Annotated in this window: 17 protein-coding genes; 13 read left to right on the forward strand and 4 right to left on the reverse strand. The window is 67.7% G+C overall.

Translation table 11 applies throughout. From position 1 onward, the window contains the following. Nucleotides 1-6 precede the first annotated feature (6 nt). The 7 genes from HTY51_RS07070 to HTY51_RS07100 all read left to right on the forward strand — a co-directional run bounded on the left by HTY51_RS07070 (nt 7) and on the right by HTY51_RS07100 (nt 7,087). Nucleotides 7-828, forward strand: coding sequence for a cobalamin-binding protein (locus HTY51_RS07070; RefSeq protein WP_254607013.1), 822 nt, complete (start codon nt 7-9; stop codon nt 826-828). After that, complete coding sequence (locus tag HTY51_RS07075) at nt 821-1,702, forward strand: ABC transporter substrate-binding protein (RefSeq protein ID WP_174252078.1); 882 nt, start codon at nt 821-823, stop codon at nt 1,700-1,702. Before HTY51_RS07070 ends, HTY51_RS07075 begins: the two co-directional genes overlap by 8 nt. Further along, entirely contained in the window at nt 1,699-2,718 is a 1,020-nt protein-coding gene (locus HTY51_RS07080) for an iron ABC transporter permease (RefSeq protein WP_174252079.1), read from the forward strand. The genes HTY51_RS07075 and HTY51_RS07080 overlap by 4 nt, the downstream gene beginning before the upstream one ends. After that, nucleotides 2,715-3,482, forward strand: coding sequence for an ABC transporter ATP-binding protein (locus HTY51_RS07085; protein ID WP_174252080.1), 768 nt, complete (start codon nt 2,715-2,717; stop codon nt 3,480-3,482). The genes HTY51_RS07080 and HTY51_RS07085 overlap by 4 nt, the downstream gene beginning before the upstream one ends. Nucleotides 3,483-3,493: 11 nt before the next feature. Then, nucleotides 3,494-4,063 carry a cob(I)yrinic acid a,c-diamide adenosyltransferase gene (gene cobO / locus HTY51_RS07090; RefSeq protein WP_174252081.1) on the forward strand — a complete coding sequence of 190 codons (570 nt, stop codon included), beginning with the start codon at nt 3,494-3,496 and terminating at the stop codon, nt 4,061-4,063. A 28-nt stretch (nt 4,064-4,091) separates the two neighbouring features. Then, nucleotides 4,092-5,552 carry a cobyric acid synthase gene (locus tag HTY51_RS07095; protein WP_174252082.1) on the forward strand — a complete coding sequence of 487 codons (1,461 nt, stop codon included), beginning with the start codon at nt 4,092-4,094 and terminating at the stop codon, nt 5,550-5,552. 116 nt (nt 5,553-5,668) lie between these two features. Next, entirely contained in the window at nt 5,669-7,087 is a 1,419-nt protein-coding gene (locus tag HTY51_RS07100; RefSeq protein ID WP_174252083.1) for an esterase-like activity of phytase family protein, read from the forward strand. 26 nt (nt 7,088-7,113) lie between these two features. Here the strand turns inward: HTY51_RS07100 and nth are convergent, their stop codons facing one another. Both nth and HTY51_RS07110 read right to left on the reverse strand, forming a co-directional pair. Beyond that, nucleotides 7,114-7,752, reverse strand: coding sequence for an endonuclease III (nth, locus tag HTY51_RS07105; protein WP_174252084.1), 639 nt, complete (start codon nt 7,750-7,752; stop codon nt 7,114-7,116). A gap of 67 nt (nt 7,753-7,819) precedes the next feature. Beyond that, nucleotides 7,820-8,626, reverse strand: a complete 807-nt coding sequence (locus tag HTY51_RS07110; RefSeq protein ID WP_174252085.1) for an HDOD domain-containing protein — start codon at nt 8,624-8,626, stop codon at nt 7,820-7,822. 176 nt (nt 8,627-8,802) lie between these two features. On the opposite strand from HTY51_RS07110, the gene HTY51_RS07115 reads away from it, so the two are divergent. The 3 genes from HTY51_RS07115 to HTY51_RS07125 all read left to right on the forward strand — a co-directional run bounded on the left by HTY51_RS07115 (nt 8,803) and on the right by HTY51_RS07125 (nt 13,192). Beyond that, nucleotides 8,803-10,560 (forward strand): alkaline phosphatase family protein, encoded by a 1,758-nt coding sequence (locus tag HTY51_RS07115; protein WP_174252086.1) that lies wholly within the window; start codon nt 8,803-8,805, stop codon nt 10,558-10,560. A 73-nt stretch (nt 10,561-10,633) separates the two neighbouring features. Then, nucleotides 10,634-11,821: a PLP-dependent aminotransferase family protein gene (locus HTY51_RS07120; RefSeq protein ID WP_174252087.1), complete on the forward strand. Its 1,188-nt coding sequence runs from the start codon at nt 10,634-10,636 to the stop codon at nt 11,819-11,821. Between the two features lie 51 nt (nt 11,822-11,872). Beyond that, complete coding sequence (locus HTY51_RS07125; RefSeq protein ID WP_174252088.1) at nt 11,873-13,192, forward strand: SH3 domain-containing protein; 1,320 nt, start codon at nt 11,873-11,875, stop codon at nt 13,190-13,192. Nucleotides 13,193-13,214: 22 nt separating this feature from the next. On the opposite strand, the gene HTY51_RS07130 is transcribed toward HTY51_RS07125, so the two are convergent. Together HTY51_RS07130 and HTY51_RS07135 are read right to left on the reverse strand one after the other, a co-directional pair. Then, on the reverse strand, nt 13,215-13,829 hold the full coding sequence (locus tag HTY51_RS07130) for a hypothetical protein (RefSeq protein ID WP_174252089.1): 615 nt from the start codon (nt 13,827-13,829) through the stop codon (nt 13,215-13,217). A gap of 16 nt (nt 13,830-13,845) precedes the next feature. Next, nucleotides 13,846-14,550, reverse strand: a complete 705-nt coding sequence (locus HTY51_RS07135) for a Crp/Fnr family transcriptional regulator (protein ID WP_174252090.1) — start codon at nt 14,548-14,550, stop codon at nt 13,846-13,848. A gap of 112 nt (nt 14,551-14,662) precedes the next feature. Between HTY51_RS07135 and HTY51_RS07140 the strand changes: the two genes are divergently transcribed. From HTY51_RS07140 to HTY51_RS07150, 3 genes are all read left to right on the forward strand, one after another. Further along, nucleotides 14,663-15,190, forward strand: a complete 528-nt coding sequence (locus tag HTY51_RS07140; RefSeq protein ID WP_174252091.1) for a DUF962 domain-containing protein — start codon at nt 14,663-14,665, stop codon at nt 15,188-15,190. Beyond that, nucleotides 15,187-16,062 (forward strand): bile acid:sodium symporter family protein, encoded by an 876-nt coding sequence (locus tag HTY51_RS07145; protein ID WP_174252092.1) that lies wholly within the window; start codon nt 15,187-15,189, stop codon nt 16,060-16,062. The genes HTY51_RS07140 and HTY51_RS07145 overlap by 4 nt, the downstream gene beginning before the upstream one ends. Before the next feature lie 224 nt (nt 16,063-16,286). Beyond that, nucleotides 16,287-17,264, forward strand: coding sequence for an MBL fold metallo-hydrolase (locus tag HTY51_RS07150; protein ID WP_174252093.1), 978 nt, complete (start codon nt 16,287-16,289; stop codon nt 17,262-17,264). Nucleotides 17,265-17,276: the final 12 nt, after the last annotated feature.

Consider the following 17,276-nt stretch of genomic DNA (forward strand, 5'->3'; position numbering starts at 1 on the left):
TCGCGTGTGAACCCAGCCGCCGCCCCGCCGGACCTCGGCCCCCAACGCATCGTCTGCCTGACCGAGGAGACGACGGAGTGGCTCTACCTGCTGGGCGAGGAGCGGCGCATCGTGGGCATCTCGGGCTACACGGTGCGCCCGCCGCGTGCGCGCCAGGAGAAACCACGCGTCAGCGCCTTCCTGAGCGCGAAGATCGACAGGATCCTCGCGCTGCAGCCCGACTGCGTGTTCGGCTTCTCCGACCTGCAGGCCGACATCGCCGCCGCGCTGATCCGCCACGGCGTGCCGGTCACGGTGTTCAACCAGCGCAGCGTGGCCGGGATCTTTTCCATGATGTACCAGGTCGCCGCCATGGTGGGGCAGGCCGGGCAGGGGCTGCAGCGCATCGCAGCCCTGCAGGCGCGGCTTGACGCCATCCGCACGGCCACCGCCGCCCTGCCGCGCCGGCCGCGTGTCTTTTTCGAGGAATGGGACGAGCCCCCCATCAGCGCCATCCGCTGGGTGTCCGAACTCATCGCCATCGCCGGCGGCGACGACATCTTTCCCGAGCTGGCCGTGCAGGCCCTGGGCAAGGACCGCATCGTGGCCGACCCGCAGGAGATCGTGCGCCGCGCGCCCGACATCATCATCGGCTCCTGGTGTGGCAAGAAATTCCGCCCCGAGAAGGTGGCCGCCCGCGCCGGCTGGCAAAGCGTGCCGGCCGTGTTGGACCGGCAGCTCTTCGAGATCAAGTCCGCCGACATCCTGCAGCCCGGCCCGGCCGCGCTCAGCGACGGTGTGGAGCAGCTGCACCGCCTCGTCATAGCCTGGGGCGAGTCTCATGCGTGAAGGCCTGCGCCTCTGGCTCCTCCTGGCCCTGCTGCTGGCGGCGCAGATGGCGCACGCCGCCATCGAGCTCACCGACGACCGCGGCGAACGCGTCACCCTGGAGCGGCCGCCGCAGCGCATCGTCAGCCTGCTGCCCTCGCTGACCGAGACCGTCTGCGCCCTGGGCCAGTGCCAGCGCCTGGTGGGGGTGGACCGTTATTCCAACCACCCGGCCAGTGTGCGTGCGCTGCCACGGGTCGGCGGCGGCCTCGACCCCAGCGTCGAGGCGGTCGTGGCCCTCCAGCCCGACCTGGTGCTGCTGGCCACGTCCTCGCGTGCCGCGCAGCGCCTGCAGTCTCTGGGGCTGGCCGTGGCCGCCTTCGAGCCGCGCAATCACGCCGGCGTCTTGCGCGTGCTGGAGCAGGTGGGCCAGCTGCTGGGCGTGCCCTCGCAGAGCGGGGCGCAGCGCGTCTGGCGTGAGATCGAGGCCGAGATGAATGCCGCCGCGCAGTCGCTGCCTGCTGCCGCCCGCGGCACGCGTGTCTATTTCGAGGTCAACAGCGGCCCCTATGCGGCCAGCGAAGCCTCCTTCATCGGCGAGACCCTGGCGCGCCTGGGCGCGCGCAACATCGTGCCGGGCGAACTGGGGCCTTTCCCCAAGCTCAATCCCGAATTCGTGGTGCGTGCCGATCCCGACCTCATCATGGTCGGCGACAGCAATGCGGCAGCCATGATGCGCCGCCCGGGCTGGGCCGGCCTGCGCGCCATCCGCGCCCAGCGCATCTGCGCCTACACGCCGCAGCAGTCCGACGTGCTGGTGCGCGCCGGTCCGCGCATGGCCGAAGGCGCGCGCCTCATGGCCGCGTGCCTGAGCGGCCGGGGAGTGCAACCATGACCGAGAACACGCGCCAGCAGCGCCGTGCCCTGGTGCTGGGCATGGTGCTGCTGTTGCTCACCGCGGTTCTGCTGCTGCTGGGTGCCAGCGTGGGCAGTACCGGACTGGAGAGCCTGCACAGCATGCGCAGCGATGCGCTGGCCTGGCAGATCGTCTGGGACATCCGTGTGCCGCGTACGCTGGGGGCCTGGCTGGCCGGGGCCCTGCTGGGCCTGGCCGGCGCCATCGCCCAGGGCCTGTTCCGCAACCCGCTGGCCGACCCCTACCTGCTGGGCAGCGCTGCGGGCGCCGCCCTGGGCGTGGCGCTGGCGCTGGTCCTGCTCGGCGCCGGTGCGCCGCTGCTCGCGCCCTGGCTGCGCCAGCTGGGCCTGACCGGTGCCGCCTTCATCGGCGCCGCCGCCGCCGTGCTGCTCACGCTGTTGCTGGCACGCGGCGTGCAGCACACCCTGCGCCTGCTGCTGGCAGGCGTGGTGGTGGGTGTGGTGCTGGGCGCCCTGAGTTCGCTCATCATGCTGCTGGTGCCCGAAGTGATGCAGACCCTGCAGGCCTTCATCCTGGGCTCGACCGCCTTCGTCGACTGGGCGGCCTGTGCCCTGATGGCCGGTGTGCTGCTGCCGGGCCTGCTGCTGGCCTGGGCCGGCAGCCGTGTGCTGGACGCGCTGAGCCTGGGCGAGGCGACCGCGACCAGCCTGGGCCTGCCGGTGGCCACGCAACGCGCGGTGCTGGTCGTGGTGCTGGCCCTGGCCACAGGCACGGCCGTGGCGCAGACCGGGCTGATCGGTTTCGTCGGCCTGGCCGCACCGCACCTGGTGCGCTCCGTGACCAGGACCACGCATGGCCGCCTCATCCTCTTGTCCAGCCTGATGGGCGGCGTGCTGCTGATGACGGCCGACACCCTGGCCCGTGGCCTGCTGGCGCCGCAGGAGCTGCCCGTGGGCGTGCTCACCGCCGTGCTCGGTGGTGCTTATCTGCTTTGGCTCATGCACCGCCAGGGCGTGCAGGGGAGGGGCGCATGAAGCCGCACGCGCTCAGTGCCCGCGCCTTGCAGGCCCGCCTGGGCGAGGCCGAGGTGCTGCACGGCATCGACCTCGATTTGCCGGTGGGCCGCTGGACCAGCATCGTCGGCCCCAATGGCGCGGGCAAATCGACTCTGCTCAAGGTGCTGGCGCAGCTGCTGCCCGCCGAAGGCCGCGTGAGCCTGCTGGGCCAGCCGCTGGACAGCCTGGACCGTCGCGCCCGCGCGCGGCAGCTGGCCTGGCTGGGCCAGAACGGCAGTGCGGGCGACGACCTCACCGTGTTCGACGTGGCCCTGCTGGGCCGCCTGCCGCACCAGGCCTGGCTGGCGCCGCCCGGCGCGGCCGACCTGGCCGCGGTGGAGCAGGCCCTGCGCGCCACCCAGGCCTGGGACTGGCGCGGCCGGCCCCTGGGCCAGCTCTCGGGCGGCGAGCGCCAGCGCGTGCTGCTGGCCCGCGCGCTGGCCGTGCAGGCCGAGGTGCTGCTGCTGGACGAACCGCTTGCCAACCTGGACCCGCCGCACCAGGTCGACTGGATGCTGCTGATGCGCGAACTGGTGGCCCAGGGCAAGACCGTGGTCAGCGTGCTGCACGAACTCTCGCTGGCCCTGCAGGCCGACGAGATGGTCATCATGGCCGCCGGCCGCGTGTGTCACCAGGGCGCTTGCGCCGATGCGGCAACCCACCGTGCGCTGGAGCGGGTGTTCGACCAGCGCATCCGTATTGCCGCGGTCGATGGCTTGTGGGTCTCGCTGCCGCGCATGTAGAAAGAACACGCATGCAGATCGAAACCCCGCCCACCGACAAACCTTACGAAGCGCGCACCGGCGAGCGCCGCGGCCTGCTCATCGTCAACACCGGCGACGGCAAGGGCAAGAGCACGGCCGCCTTCGGCCTGGCGCTGCGCGCCCACGGCCGCGGCAAGCCGGTCAAGGTTTACCAGTTCATCAAGCCCGACGGCGCGCGCTTTGGAGAGCACCGCGTGTTCGAGCAGCTGGGCATTCCCGTCGAAGGACTGGGCGACGGCTTCAGCTGGAAGAGCCGTGACCTCGACCATTCCGCCGAGCTGGCGCGTGCCGGCTGGTTGCGTGCGCGGGCCGACATCCTGGGCGGTCAATATTTCATGGTCACGCTCGACGAGATCACCTACCCGCTGATCTACGGCTGGCTCCCTCTGGACGAGGTGCTGGCCACGCTGCGGGAACGTCCCAAAGACGTGCACGTGGTGCTGACCGGCCGGCGCTGCCCACCGGAGCTGATCGAACTGGCCGACACCGTGACCGAGATGACCCTGGTCAAACACGCCTTCCGCGCCGGCATCCCGGCCCAGCGCGGGATAGAAGATTGACGATGCAGCAGCCCCGAGGAATCCAACGATGAGCGCACGTGCCGTCATGGTGCTGGGCACCACCAGTGGCGCCGGCAAGAGCTGGCTGGCCACGGCCCTGTGCCGGCATTACGCGCGCCAGGGGCTGAAGGTCGCGCCCTACAAGGCGCAGAACATGAGCAACAACGCCCGCGTGGTGACCGGCGGTGAAATCGGTTCAGCCCAGTACTTCCAGGCCCTGGCTGCACGCGCCGAGCCCGAGGTGCGCATGAACCCGCTGCTGCTCAAGCCCGAGCGCGACACGCACAGCCAGGTCGTGCTGCTGGGCCAGGTGAACGAGGAACTCACGCGCATGGACTGGCGCGGCCGCAGCGAAAAGGTGTGGCCCACCGTGGCGCGTGCGCTCGACGAGCTGATGGCCGCGAACGAGGTGGTGGTGATCGAAGGCGCCGGCTCGCCGGCCGAGATCAACCTGGCGAGCAGCGACATCGTCAACCTGCGCATCGCGCGCCACGCGCAGGCGCGCTGCCTGCTGGTGACGGACATCGACCGCGGCGGCGCCTTCGCCCATCTCTACGGCACCTGGGCTTTGATACCCGAGGCCGACCGCGCCCTGATCCGTGGCTTCGTGCTCAACCGCTTCCGCGGTGACGCCGCGCTGCTGGCGCCCGGCCCGCAGATGCTGCAGGACCTGACCGGCGTGCCCACTGTGGCCACGCTGCCCATGTGGCGCGCGCACGGCCTGCCCGAAGAGGACGGCGTGTTCGATGACAGACACACAGCCACGGGCGAGATCCATACGCGCATCGCCGTCATCGCCTACCCGCGCATCAGTAACCTCGACGAATTCCAGCCTCTCAAGAACGTGCCCGGCGTGCATCTGCGCTGGGCGCGCACACCGGCCGAACTGCAGGGCGTGGACTGGGTCATCCTGCCCGGCTCCAAACACACGAGTGGTGACCTGGCCTGGCTGCGCGCCCAGGGCCTGGACCACGCCATCGCCGCCCATGCGGCGCAGGGCAGGGCGGTGCTGGGCATCTGCGGTGGCCTGCAGATGCTGGGCGAGGCGCTCATCGACACCCACGGCATCGACGGCAACGCGCCCGGCCTGGGCCTTCTGCCCCTGGTCACCAGCTTCGAGCCGGCCAAGACCGTGCGGCACACGCAGGCCAGCTTCGCCACGCTGCAGGGACCGTGGGCCGCGCTCTCGGGTGTAGCGGTGCAGGGTTACGAGATCCACCACGGCCAGACCGCCCAGCACCCGGCCATGGCGGCCAGGGGTGATGTGGCGCGCGAGGTGCTGCCCGGCCTGGGCTGGCAGAACGCGCAGGGCCATGTGCTGGGTGTGTACCTGCACGGCCTGTTCGAGGAAGCGGCCGTGCTGCAGGCCCTGTTCGGGCGGCAGGGTGCGGCGCAGGTGCCCACGCTGGAGTCGGTGTTCGAAGGCCTGGCCGATTACATCGAACGGCACTTCGAGCCCGGTGTGCTCGACGCGCTGATCCGGTCTTGAGGCGCGGCCGTCTTCGGTTTGATGTCGCACAAGCCGCCGCGCTGCGCATGCGGCGTCACATCACCGTCACATCCGCCACGGATGATCGAGGGTTCTGCTGTCACGCACCACCCCCGATGAAAAAAACGATCGCACTCCTGACGTCCGCCCTGGCACTGGGCCTGGCTGGCTGCGGCAGCCTGGGCCCTGCCGGCAGCCCCGCCTCAAACGTTCGCTATCCGGGCCCCGAGGGCACGCGCCTGCCCTACACGGTGATGGGCAAGCTGCCCAACGCCGAAGGCAGCGAAATCCGCCTGGGCGGGGTCGGCTCGGCGCTGGCACCGCACCCCACCTTGCCCGGCCACTTCTATGCCATGAGCGACCGCGGCCCGAACGCCGCCACCGAAGCCGGGCGCAAGCCCTCGGGCATCATCTTTCCCATGCCGGCCTATAACCCGCGCATCCACCTCTACCGTCTGAGCAACTCGGGCGCCGTCGAGCTGGTGGACAGCATCGTGCTCAAGGACCCCAAGGGCCGCCCCGTCACGGGCCTGCCCAACAAGAACTACGGCGCCACCGGTGAAACCCCCTACGCCATGGACGGCAGCGTCGTCACCCTGGACCCGGACGGCGACGGCGTGACCGGTTACGACGAAAGCGGCATCGACTCCGAAGGCCTGGTGGCCCTGAAGGACGGCAGCTTCTGGGTCAGCGACGAATACGGCCCGCACATGGTGCACTTCGACGCCAGCGGCCGCGAGATCGAGCGCATCAACCCCTTTGCCGCCGACGCCCGCAACAAGCCCGGGCGCACGCTGCCGGCCGAGCTGGCCACGCGCTGGCCCAACCGCGGCATGGAAGGCCTGGCCATCACCCCCGACGGCAAGACCCTGGTGGGCCTGATGCAGTCCAACCTGCACAACCCGAACAAGGCCGTGGGCAGCATCAACCTCACGCGCATCGTCACCGTCCACCTCGACACCGGCGCCACCGCCCAGTACCTCTACCGCCAGGACGCCGCCGGCCTGGCCAACTCGGAGATCGTGGCCCTGAGCGCCACCCGCTTCCTCGTGATCGAGCGTGACACCAAGTTCTTCGGCCTCAGTGCCGGCCAGGTGCGCAAGAACGTCTACCGGCTGGATCTCACCGGGGCCACGAATGTGGACCGCTCCAATGTGCAACTGCAGTACGGCAACACGGCCCTGAGCAGCAGTGCCGCCCACGGCCTGCTGGTGAACGGCAAGACGCTGGAACAGCTCGTCAAGGACGGCGGCGCGGCCGACAACTTTGCCGCGGGCTGGGCCCAGCTGGCTGCGCTGGGCATGCGCCCGGTGAACAAGACCCTGGTCTACGACGCGGTCGCGTCCTTGAAGTACCCGCACGACAAGCTCGAAGGCCTGTGGGTCATCGACAGCCAGCGCCTGGGCCTGCTCAACGACGACGACTTCACCCTCGCGCCCGACGGCAAGGGCGGTGTGGAACAGAAGAAGCTGCACGACGGCCAGGTCGACCGCAACATGCTCTACGTGGTGCAGCCGCTCATCCCCCTGTTCTGAAGGCCTGAGCGCCCGGACCAGGGCGCTCAGGGCGCAGGCGTCTTGTCCTTGAAGTCGCAATACGCCGACACGCTGCACACCCAGCACTGCGGCTTGCGGGCCTGGCACACATAACGCCCGTGCAGGATCAGCCAGTGGTGCGCGTCCACCAGGAACTCGGGCGGCACGCGCTTCAGGAGCTGCATCTCCACCTCGTACGGGTTCCTGCCCGGCGCCAGGCCGGTGCGGTTGCCGACGCGGAAGATGTGCGTGTCGACCGCCATGGTCGGCTCGCCGAAGGCACTGTTGAGCACCACGTTGGCGGTCTTGCGGCCCACGCCGGGCAGGGCTTCGAGCGCCTCGCGCGTGCGCGGCACCTGGCCGCCGTGGCGTTCCACCAGCATGCGGCAGGTTTCCATCAGGTGTTTCGCCTTGCTGCGGTACAGGCCGATGGTCTTGATGTAGCCCTCCAGCCCTTCGAGTCCCAGGTCCAGGATCTGCTGCGGCGTGTTCGCCACCGGGAAGAGCTTGCGCGTGGCCTTGTTCACGCCCACGTCGGTGGCCTGGGCCGAGAGCAGCACCGCGGTCAGCAGCTCAAAAACCGAGGTGTATTCGAGTTCGGTGACGGGTTGCGGGTTGGCCGCCTGGAGCGTGGCGAAGAAGGAGCGGATGGCGGCGGGGGTCATGTCACAGCGGGCCTTGCGGCAGGCCTGTCCTGGGCAAAGTCGAAGGGCGCGAGGCGCACCGGGGAAATCAGAGCGTGGAGATGTCGAGGAAGCTGTCGCGCGAGGGCAGCTTGCTGCGCATCCAGTCCAGGTTCAGGTCCAGCGCGGACACCACGTCCTGCGGCAGCGCGTCCACGATCTCGGGCTCGCCGAAGGCCATGTCGGCCAGGCGGCTGGCCAGGTGCAACACGCCGCCGAGTTGCGACAGCGGCTGCGAGGCCAGCGGCGCGGAGGCGGTGTTGAGCCCGCGCACGATCTCGGCCGGGAAGTGCCAGCGGTGCGCCAGCTCGGCCGTGACCTGGGCCTCGGTGAAACCCAGCAACTGCAACTCGCGCGCCCAGCGGTCGCCCGGGATCTGCGGCTGGCGTTCCAGCACGGCCAGGCTGTCGGGTTTGGCCTGCACGATCAGCAGCTCGCCCAGGCGCAGCATCATGCCGGTCAGCCAGGCCTGCTGGGCGTCCAGCCCGATGCCGCCGGCCAGCCACTGCGCGTAGCCGGCACAGGCCATGCTGTTGCGCCAGAACTCGGTGCGGTCCAGGCCGGGCACCACGGGGAAGGCCACGTTCATGCAGGCCGTCAGCGCCAGCGTGCGCACCTGCGACAGGCCCACCATGGAGATGGCCGCGTCCAGCGTGCCGATCTCGCGGCGCATGCCCATGGCCGCGCTGTTGGCGGTGCGCAGCAGCTTGGCGGTGAGCACCGGGTCCTTGGCCACCAGGTCGCGCACCTGGGTGATGGACACGTCCTCGTCGTGCAGGGTGCGGATCAGGGCGTGCGCCACCTCCGGCATCACCGGCAGCTTGACGGACTGGAAGAAGGCGGAAAGGTCGGACATGGGGGCATCCTGGTGTCGCGGGTGGGGCCAGTGTGACGGCAGGTCACGCCAGCGGCAAGGGCGGAAATCTCCGGTTACAGCATTGTCCATCAGGTCGGCCGGCCCGCCCCGGCGGCCTGCAAATTTCATGGGATGATGCCTGCCATCGCTCACCGCCCACTGTTTCACCGCTGCCCATGAAGCCCCGTTTCCTTCCGCACCTCCTGCGCCTGTGCCTGGCCGGCCTGCTGGCCCTCGTGCTGGCCGGCTGCCAGGCCCTGCGGCCTGAGGCGGAGCAGCCCGCATCCAGCCCGCCCGTGCCGGCTGCCGTGCTGCCGGGCCCGGTGCTCGCGCAGCCGGCCAGGCCTGCTGTGCCCGCCGCGCCGGCTGCGGTCTCGAACCGGCCGCGCCTGCTGGTCCTGCTGGTGGTGGACGGTTTCCCGCAGCGCCAGCTGCTGGCCTACCGCGACCAGCTCGCCCCCGACGGCCTGGCCCGTTTCCTGAACCGCGGCGCCTGGTTCAGCGACGCACACTACGGCCACGCCTTCACCGTCACGGCCGCCGGCCATGCCACCGTGCTCACCGGCGCCTACCCGCACCGCACCGGCATCATCGCCAACGAATGGCGCGACGCCCTCACGGGCGAGCCGCAGTACTGCACCGGCGACACCACGGCCCAGTACATCGGCCACAAGACACAGCCGCTGGACGGCACCAGCCCGCGCAACCTGAAAGTGGAGACCGTGGGCGACGTGCTGCGCCGCGCCGATGCGCGTGCCAAGGTCATCGGCATCTCGGGCAAGGACCGCGGCGCCATCCTGCCCGCGGGCCAGGCCGGCACCGCCTACATGTACATGACGCAAAGCGGCCAGTTCGCCAGCAGCACGTATTACATGCCGCAGCACCCGGCCTGGGTCACCGACTTCAACGCGACCAAACCGGCCGACCGCTGGTTCAAGCAGGAATGGAAGGCCCTGCTGCCCGAAGAAGCCTACGCCCGTTCCATCCCCGATCGCCAGCCCTGGTTCGGCCAGAAGGCCGCAGCCCTGCCCATGATGATGGGCGCACCGGCCGACGAAGCCCCGGGCCCGGCCTATTACAGCCAGCTGCTGCGCAGCCCCTTTGCCGACCAGCTCACCCTGGACTTCGCGCGCGCCGCCATCGCCGGCGAGGGCCTGGGCCAGGACGAGGTGCCCGACATCCTGGCCATCAGCCTCTCGGCGCACGACTACATCAACCACCGCTACAGCGCCGAGTCGCGTTTCTCGCACGACCACCTGCTGCAGCTCGACCGCCAGCTGCAGGATTTCTTCAAGCACCTGGACACCACCGTGGGCCGTGACCACTACATCGCCGCGCTCACCGCCGACCACGGTTTCATGCCCGCGCCCGAGTTCACCGCCCAGCAGGGCCTGCGCTCGGGCCGCATCATCGGCAGCCAGCTGCTCACGCGCATCAACAGTGCGCTGGAAGAAGAGTTCGGCGCGGGCAAGTGGGTCAGCTTCTCGGGCTCGACCCTGCTGCTCAACAAGCAGCTCATCAGCCAGCAGCGCGTGGACCCCGACGAAGTGGCCGACGAGGCGCGCAACCTGTTGCTGGAGGAACCCGGCATCGCCGCCGCCTACACCCGGCGCGAGCTCGCCGAAGGCAGCCGCATCGACGGGCCCTTTTTCACGGCCGTGCGGCGCAGCTGGCACGCCGACCTCTCGGGTGACGTGCAGTACATCATCAAGCCCTACTGGATGTTCCTTTCCAGCAGCAGCATCGCCACCCATGGCTCGCCTTACCCCTACGACACCAACGTGCCCCTGCTGGCCTGGGGCCCGCGCTGGGTGAAACCCGGCAAGGTGGAGACGCGCGTGGAGATCGTGGACATCGCGCCCACCGTCTCGCAGTGGCTGGGCGTGGCCGTGCCCGCCGCCTCCGAAGGCAAGCCCCTGCCGCTGCCCCGCTAAGGCCTGGGCCCGGGGAGGGCGGGGCGGTTTGACGGAGAATCGGGGGGAGTCACTTCCTACCCCCAAGACCTCCATGCAATTCGCCGACCGCCTCAACAACGTCGAAACCTCCGCCATCCGCGAACTCTTCAAGCTGCTGGGCAAGCCCGGCATCATCTCCTTTGCCGGCGGTTTCCCCGACAGCGCCATGTTCGACGTGGACGGCATCCGCGAAGCGTCCATGAAAGCGCTGAGCGAAGAACCCGGCGCCGCCCTGCAGTACGGCGCCACCGAAGGCTACAACCCCCTGCGCGAACAGCTGGCTGCCTTCATGGGCAGCAAGGGTGTGCAGGTCGCCGCAGACGGGCTGATCGTCACCACCGGCAGCCAGCAGGCGCTGGACCTGATCGGCAAGACCCTGGTGGATCCCGGCGCCAAGGTCATCGTCGAGGCGCCCACCTTCCTCGCCACCATCCAGTGCTTCCGCCTCTATGGCGCCCAGGTCATCGGCGCGCCCATCGACGCCGACGGCGTGCAGGTCGACAAGCTGGAACAGCTGATAACCGAACACAAACCGCGTTTCGTCTACCTCATCCCCACCTTCGGCAACCCCAGCGGCGCCACCCTGAGCCTGGAGCGCCGCAAGCGCATCCTGGAACTGGCCGTGAAAACGCAGACCGTGGTGATCGAGGACGATCCCTATGGTGACCTCTATTTCGGCAAGGCCCCGCCGGCCAGCCTCATGGCCCTCACGGCCCAGGTGCCCGGCAGCCGCGACTGGCTGGTGCACTGCGGCAGCTTGAGCAAGGTGCTGTCTCCGGGCCTGCGCGTGGGCTGGATGATCGCCCCGCCCGAGCTGCTGGCCAAAGCCACGATGTGCAAGCAGTTCAGCGACGCCCACACCAGCACCTTTGCCCAGGCCACGGCCGCGCAATACCTCAAGGCCGGGCGCATGCCCGCCACCCTGGCCCATGTGCGTGAGGTCTACGCCGGCCGCGCGAAGACCATGGGCGAATGCCTGAAGAAGGAACTGGGCGACGCCATCGAATTCACCCAGCCCGGCGGCGGCCTGTTCTTCTGGGCCCGGCTCACGGGTGCGGGCGGCAAGCTCAAGGATGCGGGTGAACTGGCCAAACGCGCCATCGAGAAGGGCGTGGCCTTTGTGCCGGGGGCGCCGTTTTATGCGACCAACCCCGATGCCGCTACCCTGCGCCTGAGTTTTGCGACGGTGGGGGAGGACAAGATACGGGAGGGGGTGGAGAGGTTGGGGAAGGCGATCTAGTCGAAGGTATTGGTTGTATAGAACCAGCGAGCAAGTAGGGGGATATAAAAAATGCGAGCAGTTATCTATCACGTAAGCAAGATTACTTACCTTGGCTTAATTTCTTTGATGGCTGGGCAAACCGTGGCTCAAGCCGCGGACCAGACAGGTTCGCATTTCATCCACGGTTCGTGGGTAAATGTGCGAGAGGCGGGGGATCCGAGCGCCCGCGTCATCGACAAACTGGTAACCAACACACCTGTCAATGTGGTCGACAGGCAGGGCAGCTGGTGCCAGATTAACTACGGAGAGGGAAAGAATGGCCATGTGTCCTGCGATCTGCTCGGAGGCAGCGCACTTACGTTGGCCCAAACCGCCACGCAACCTGCCCGAGCCTTTTGGGTTGCGCCTTCGCCCAACCGGTTGGTTGCTTACGGGCAATCGTTGCCGATACCTCCCGCATTTCGCTTGAGCGAGCTGAGAAAAAGAGTTCAAGCTGGCGATGTGGTGCGCTACCCGCCGATCCCCGAGTTTGACGCGGCGAAGAAGGTGATGAAAGACGGCGTGCTCCTGAATCCGGCACACGAAACCAACAGAGGCACCTCCATCGACATCGCTCAGGAAATGAGCGCGTACAGCGTGAGGCCCGCGCCGATACGCCCTTCGCTTTTTCGCACGCATGAGAGCGTGGCCCTGGTGTCCGAAGCCGATGCCGATGGGCTTGCCGCCATCGCACGCAAGAAAGTGAGCCTGGTTCCGGAGGGATTGCCCAGGGGATGGTTCCAGAATCACAGTGGGCCTGAAATTGACGGTGTTTCCGGCTTCTGGGACGTGGGGAGCGCGAGTTTGAGTTTTGCGCAGCCTTTGATCATCTATTCAGTGGCAAGCAATGGCTTGGTGGGGGCCAAGGCCGTGCGCAAACTACCCTTCGCGGTTGGCGAGCCGCCCGAAGGCTGTGGGTCGCGGTACACCGGGAAAAGTCTGCCCTCGATGGCGCATATGGTGTGGAGTGCCCCGTTGGACCATCTGGAGTACGACCCCGTCCCAGGTTATCCGGCTCTTGAGAAAGGAGTCGACGTCTTGACGAGCTTTGCCGTGCCGCAAACCTTCCAGCGCCAAAGTGCGAAGATCAAGACTCAGTCGCAGGCTTTGACCAAACTTCCGAAACAAGAATTCGAAGTCAATCCCGAACGGATCCGGGAGCTGGGGCCCAAGGTTATCCTTTATGAGGTCGACCTGGACGGTGACGGTGTTACGGACGTGATGCTGCTAGAAAAACCCATGCGATTTGGCGAGGTGACTCTGGACATCGTCCGGCACCGCAGCTGGTACCTCAACATCAATGGCGAGTGGTTCAAGGCCGGTGACTGGGAAGACCAAGACTGCACGTGATGATGACGAGAGTCATGGACTCCTAGTCGCCCATTGATGCGTGTCTGTCGGGCTGCACCGTCAGCAAAGCCGCCAGCACCAGCGCCTCGGCCAGGACCTCAAAAGCCTCTTCCAGAGTTGCAATCATGTAAGGCATGGGCACTTGGTCTACAAGAATTGCCCAGAGTCCGGTGGCGATACCTGCCCAGAGGAGGCAGCGTGTCAATCGCGCCGGCAACGCGCGATGCAAAAACACGGTGGTGATGAGGCCGACTACGGCCACAGCCAGCATCGGTAGCTCACGAACCCACTTGGCTTCGCAAAGAGAAGTCAGTTCGTGACACCGGTACTTCCACAGCTCATGCAACATGAATTGCTCATCCAGCGCGAGTACGAACGCAGCCAGCGCCAGCCACCCGCCCAGTCGCGGTGGTAGTCCGCCGTCAGACCACAAACGCAGCGACAAGACGCTAAGCGTCAGTAGCAGTGCACCGGATAGCCACGACACGGGTGAAGCGTCCGAGCGAAACGCGCGCTCCCAGCTGGGATAAAAAAACCAGAAGCTGATCAGCATGAAGGCACATGCGCCACTTACGACCAGCAGCGAGATTTGGGGGGCGAAGGGGCGTGGCCGTACTTCTTTTGATTTGGTACTCATGTCTGGGCCATATGAGTCATTGCGACATTGCCCTCAGTCTTGGCAAATCCACAATCTCCATCCCCCCCCGCTGCACCCGCAAAATCCCCTGCGCCTCCAGCTCCTTGAGGATCTGGTTCGTCGTCTGCCGTGACACGCCGATCATCAGCGCCAGTTCCTGCTGCGTCACGGCCAGCACCCGCCGTGTGCCCCCCTTGCCGCTCTGCACCCCATAACCCTCGGCCATGCCCACCAGGCGCCGCGCCAGGCGCAGCGGGGCGCTGAGCACGGTCTGTTCTTCCATCGTCAAAAAAGCCAGGCGCAGCTTGTCGGCCATCAAGACGGCCAGGTCGCGCCAGTGCTGCGGGTGCTCGTGCAGCCAGGCCAGCAGCTCGGCCTGCGGCACCTGCAGCAGGGTGCTGGGCTCGGCGGCGTGGGCGTGGTGGGTGCGGGTGGCGCCGTCGAAAACGGTGATCTCGCCGAACCACTGGGGCGGCGGCAGCACCACCAGCAGGGCTTCGCGTGCGTCGTCGCCGCGGCCGCTCTGGCCCGAGATGCGGATGGAACCCGAGACCACGGCGTAGAGGCCGCAAGGCGGGCTGTCGCGCAGGAAGAGCGCTTCGCCGGCCTGCAGCGTGCGCACCTTGGCCATCTTGAGCAGGGCCTGGGCGAAGTCGGGCGGCAGCTGGGCGTACCAGCGGCCGGCGTTCAGCACGGGCAGGTAGTGTTGCGGATCGTTCATGGGGTTTGTACGGGGGCGAGGGCTTGTGTCGGGTACCTGACAGACTGTGGGCGAGGGTAGGTCGATCATTGACGTCTGTCAATCTGTGCCTGACACCGAAGAGGAGACCACCATGAAAACACTGACCGACCATCTCACCCAGTACGCGGCCTACCACCAGGACCAGCGCAACGTGGCCACGCATTTCGTGGGCATCCCCATGATCGTGCTGGCCGTGACCACCTTGCTCTCGCGCCCGGCCTGGGAACTAGGCGGCCTGCCGGCCACGCCGGCCCTGCTGCTGGCCATCCTGTCCTCGCTGTTCTACCTGCGGCTGGACCTGCGTTTCGGCCTGGCCATGGTGGCGCAATTGATCGTGAGCCTGTGGATCAGCCAGTGGATCGCCGCGCAGAGCACGGCCACCTGGCTGGGCTGGGGCATCGGCCTGTTTGTGGTGGGCTGGGCCATCCAGTTCCTGGGGCATTACTGGGAGGGGCGCAAGCCGGCTTTTGTAGATGACCTGGTGGGCCTGCTGGTGGGCCCGCTGTTCCTGACGGCCGAGGTGGCGTTTGCGCTGAAGATGCGCCAGGACGTGCACGCCGAGATGCAGCGCCGCCTGGGTGAGGGCGCGCACGGTGCCCGCCGGGTGGCCACGGCATGAGCTTTACCGCTGCGCTTCCTGCGCTCTTGCTCGGGTCCCTGGCCCTGGTGATGTTCGGCCTGGGCCTGTCGCTCAGCGTGGGTGATTTCGTGCGCCTGCGCCAGCACCCCCGGGCCGTGCTGCTGGCCCTGGGCATGCAGATGCTGCTGCTGCCGGCCGTGGCCTGGGGGCTCATCGTGGGCCTGGGCGTGGCGCCGGTGTATGCCGTGGGGCTGATGCTGCTGGCGGCCTCGCCGGGCGGGGTGTCGGCCAATCTGTTCAGCCACCTGTTCGGCGGCAATGTGGCGATGAACATTTCGCTCACGGCCATCAACACGGTGCTGTCCATCGTGAGCCTGCCGCTCATCACCAACTGGGCCATCGCCACCTTCGCGCAGACGGGCCAGGTGGTGCCCCTGCAGTTCGGCAAGGTGTTCGAGGTGGTGGGCGTGATCCTGGTGCCGGTGCTGATCGGCATGGCGGTGAGCAGCCGGCGCCCGGCCTTTGCCGCACGCATGGAGCGGCCCATGAAGGCTTTCAGTGCCCTGGTGCTGGCGGCCTTTGCGGTGATTGCGATTGCCAAGGAATGGACGGCGCTCACGCAGTCTTTCAGCAGCCTGGGGCCGGTGGTGCTGGCCTTCAACCTGCTGAGCCTGCTCTCGGGGTATTACCTCTCGCGCTGGGCCGGGCTGGACAAGCCCATGGCCACGGCCGTGAGTTTCGAGATCGGCATCCACAACTCCACGCTGGCCATCTTCGTGGCGCTGTCGGTGTTGCAGAACTTCCAGCTGGCGCTGCCGGCGGCGATCTATTCGGTCAGCATGTACCTCACGGCCACGCTGTTTGGTGTGTTGGTGCTGCGCCGACGGCAGATGCAGGCCGCCGCAGCCTGAACGCTGAACCAAATCCAACCAAAACAAGGGCCCTCACTGAGGGCCCTTGTTGTTTCCGAGCGTGCGGGGGTGAGCCCCATTGCGCGTGCTGCGCGCCCGGGTCATCATGGTCGGGCAGGTGGCCGGGACACGTCTTTCCGGCCCAGGGCATTTCCCCATGAAGATGAGCGCCGCATGCACTGCTGCGCTCGTACCTGCCGAACCATCAGTAGAGGAGCAGACGCATGCGCAAGACATCAGTATCCAGTTTCGCGGCGGCCGGTTGCCTGGCCGCCATCACCCTGCTGGCACAGCCAGCCCTGGCCCAGAACGTGAAGGTGACGCCGCTGGGCGGTCAGCAGGGCGAGTTGTGCCCGCAGGACCGCGCCATGATCTTCGAGGACCCCAACGGCACACGCATCCTCTATGACGTGGGCCGCACGGTGGCCGGCGCCGGCGACCCGCGCCTGGGCAAGATCGACATCATCCTGGTCAGCCACATGCACGGTGACCACGTGGGCAATGCGCACAATGCGGCGCCCAACTCGGGCAGCTGCGACAAACCCGATGTGTCGGTGTCGGCGCTGCCGAATTCGAACACGGTGAACATAGCGCTGGCCAAGAAGGCCAAGATCGTGACGGGTAGCGAGATGCCGCCTTTTTTCGCCGGCAAGCTCAAGGCCAATGGCGGCGACCCGCGTGATTCCGTCCTCGCGCGCTTCGGCGGCAGCGTGACCATTGCCGGCGTGAAGATCGCCACGGTGCCGGCCGTGCACAGCAATGGCCTGGACCCGGACTACATCGGCGGCGACCTGGGCAAGCACATGAAGGACGCCGGCATCGCCGGTTACGTGGGCGAGGCCACCGGTTACGTGCTGACCTTCAGCAACGGCCTGGTGGTCTACCTCTCGGGTGACACGGGCATCACGGCGGCGCAGGACAAGGTGGTGCGCGGTTATTACAAGGCCCGCCTGGCCGTGATGAACATCGGCGACGGTTTCTCCACCGGCCCGGCGGAAGCGGCCTATGTGATCAACGACCTGGTGCAGCCCGCGGCGGTGATCGCCTCGCACGTGAACGAGGTCGCCACCAAGGGCGGCCAGGTGGTGCCGGGCAGCAAGACCGACCGTTTCATGAAAGCCAGCAAGGTGCCGGTGCATATTCCGCTCAGCGGCAAGCTGATGGAGTTCGACAGCAGCGGCAAGTGCGCTGCTGGCTGCTGAAACCCCCGCACG

This window comes from Rhodoferax sp. BAB1, from assembly GCF_013334205.1.
GTDB lineage: Bacteria > Pseudomonadota > Gammaproteobacteria > Burkholderiales > Burkholderiaceae_C > Hylemonella.

What these genes read in the sequence shown, in the direction of transcription:
- HTY51_RS07095 (WP_174252082.1), top strand. Translation starts at nt 4,092, where the DNA reads ATGAGCGCACGTGCCGTCATGGTGCTGGGCACCACCAGTGGCGCCGGC.
- HTY51_RS07145 (WP_174252092.1), top strand. Translation starts at nt 15,187, where the DNA reads ATGAGCTTTACCGCTGCGCTTCCTGCGCTCTTGCTCGGGTCCCTGGCC.
- HTY51_RS07075 (WP_174252078.1), top strand. Translation starts at nt 821, where the DNA reads ATGCGTGAAGGCCTGCGCCTCTGGCTCCTCCTGGCCCTGCTGCTGGCG.
- HTY51_RS07110 (WP_174252085.1), bottom strand. Translation starts at nt 8,626, where the DNA reads ATGTCCGACCTTTCCGCCTTCTTCCAGTCCGTCAAGCTGCCGGTGATG.
- HTY51_RS07140 (WP_174252091.1), top strand. Translation starts at nt 14,663, where the DNA reads ATGAAAACACTGACCGACCATCTCACCCAGTACGCGGCCTACCACCAG.
- HTY51_RS07080 (WP_174252079.1), top strand. Translation starts at nt 1,699, where the DNA reads ATGACCGAGAACACGCGCCAGCAGCGCCGTGCCCTGGTGCTGGGCATG.
- HTY51_RS07135 (WP_174252090.1), bottom strand. Translation starts at nt 14,550, where the DNA reads ATGAACGATCCGCAACACTACCTGCCCGTGCTGAACGCCGGCCGCTGG.
- HTY51_RS07100 (WP_174252083.1), top strand. Translation starts at nt 5,669, where the DNA reads ATGAAAAAAACGATCGCACTCCTGACGTCCGCCCTGGCACTGGGCCTG.
- HTY51_RS07150 (WP_174252093.1), top strand. Translation starts at nt 16,287, where the DNA reads ATGCGCAAGACATCAGTATCCAGTTTCGCGGCGGCCGGTTGCCTGGCC.
- HTY51_RS07115 (WP_174252086.1), top strand. Translation starts at nt 8,803, where the DNA reads ATGAAGCCCCGTTTCCTTCCGCACCTCCTGCGCCTGTGCCTGGCCGGC.
- HTY51_RS07120 (WP_174252087.1), top strand. Translation starts at nt 10,634, where the DNA reads ATGCAATTCGCCGACCGCCTCAACAACGTCGAAACCTCCGCCATCCGC.
- HTY51_RS07085 (WP_174252080.1), top strand. Translation starts at nt 2,715, where the DNA reads ATGAAGCCGCACGCGCTCAGTGCCCGCGCCTTGCAGGCCCGCCTGGGC.
- HTY51_RS07130 (WP_174252089.1), bottom strand. Translation starts at nt 13,829, where the DNA reads ATGAGTACCAAATCAAAAGAAGTACGGCCACGCCCCTTCGCCCCCCAA.
- HTY51_RS07125 (WP_174252088.1), top strand. Translation starts at nt 11,873, where the DNA reads ATGCGAGCAGTTATCTATCACGTAAGCAAGATTACTTACCTTGGCTTA.
- cobO (WP_174252081.1), top strand. Translation starts at nt 3,494, where the DNA reads ATGCAGATCGAAACCCCGCCCACCGACAAACCTTACGAAGCGCGCACC.
- nth (WP_174252084.1), bottom strand. Translation starts at nt 7,752, where the DNA reads ATGACCCCCGCCGCCATCCGCTCCTTCTTCGCCACGCTCCAGGCGGCC.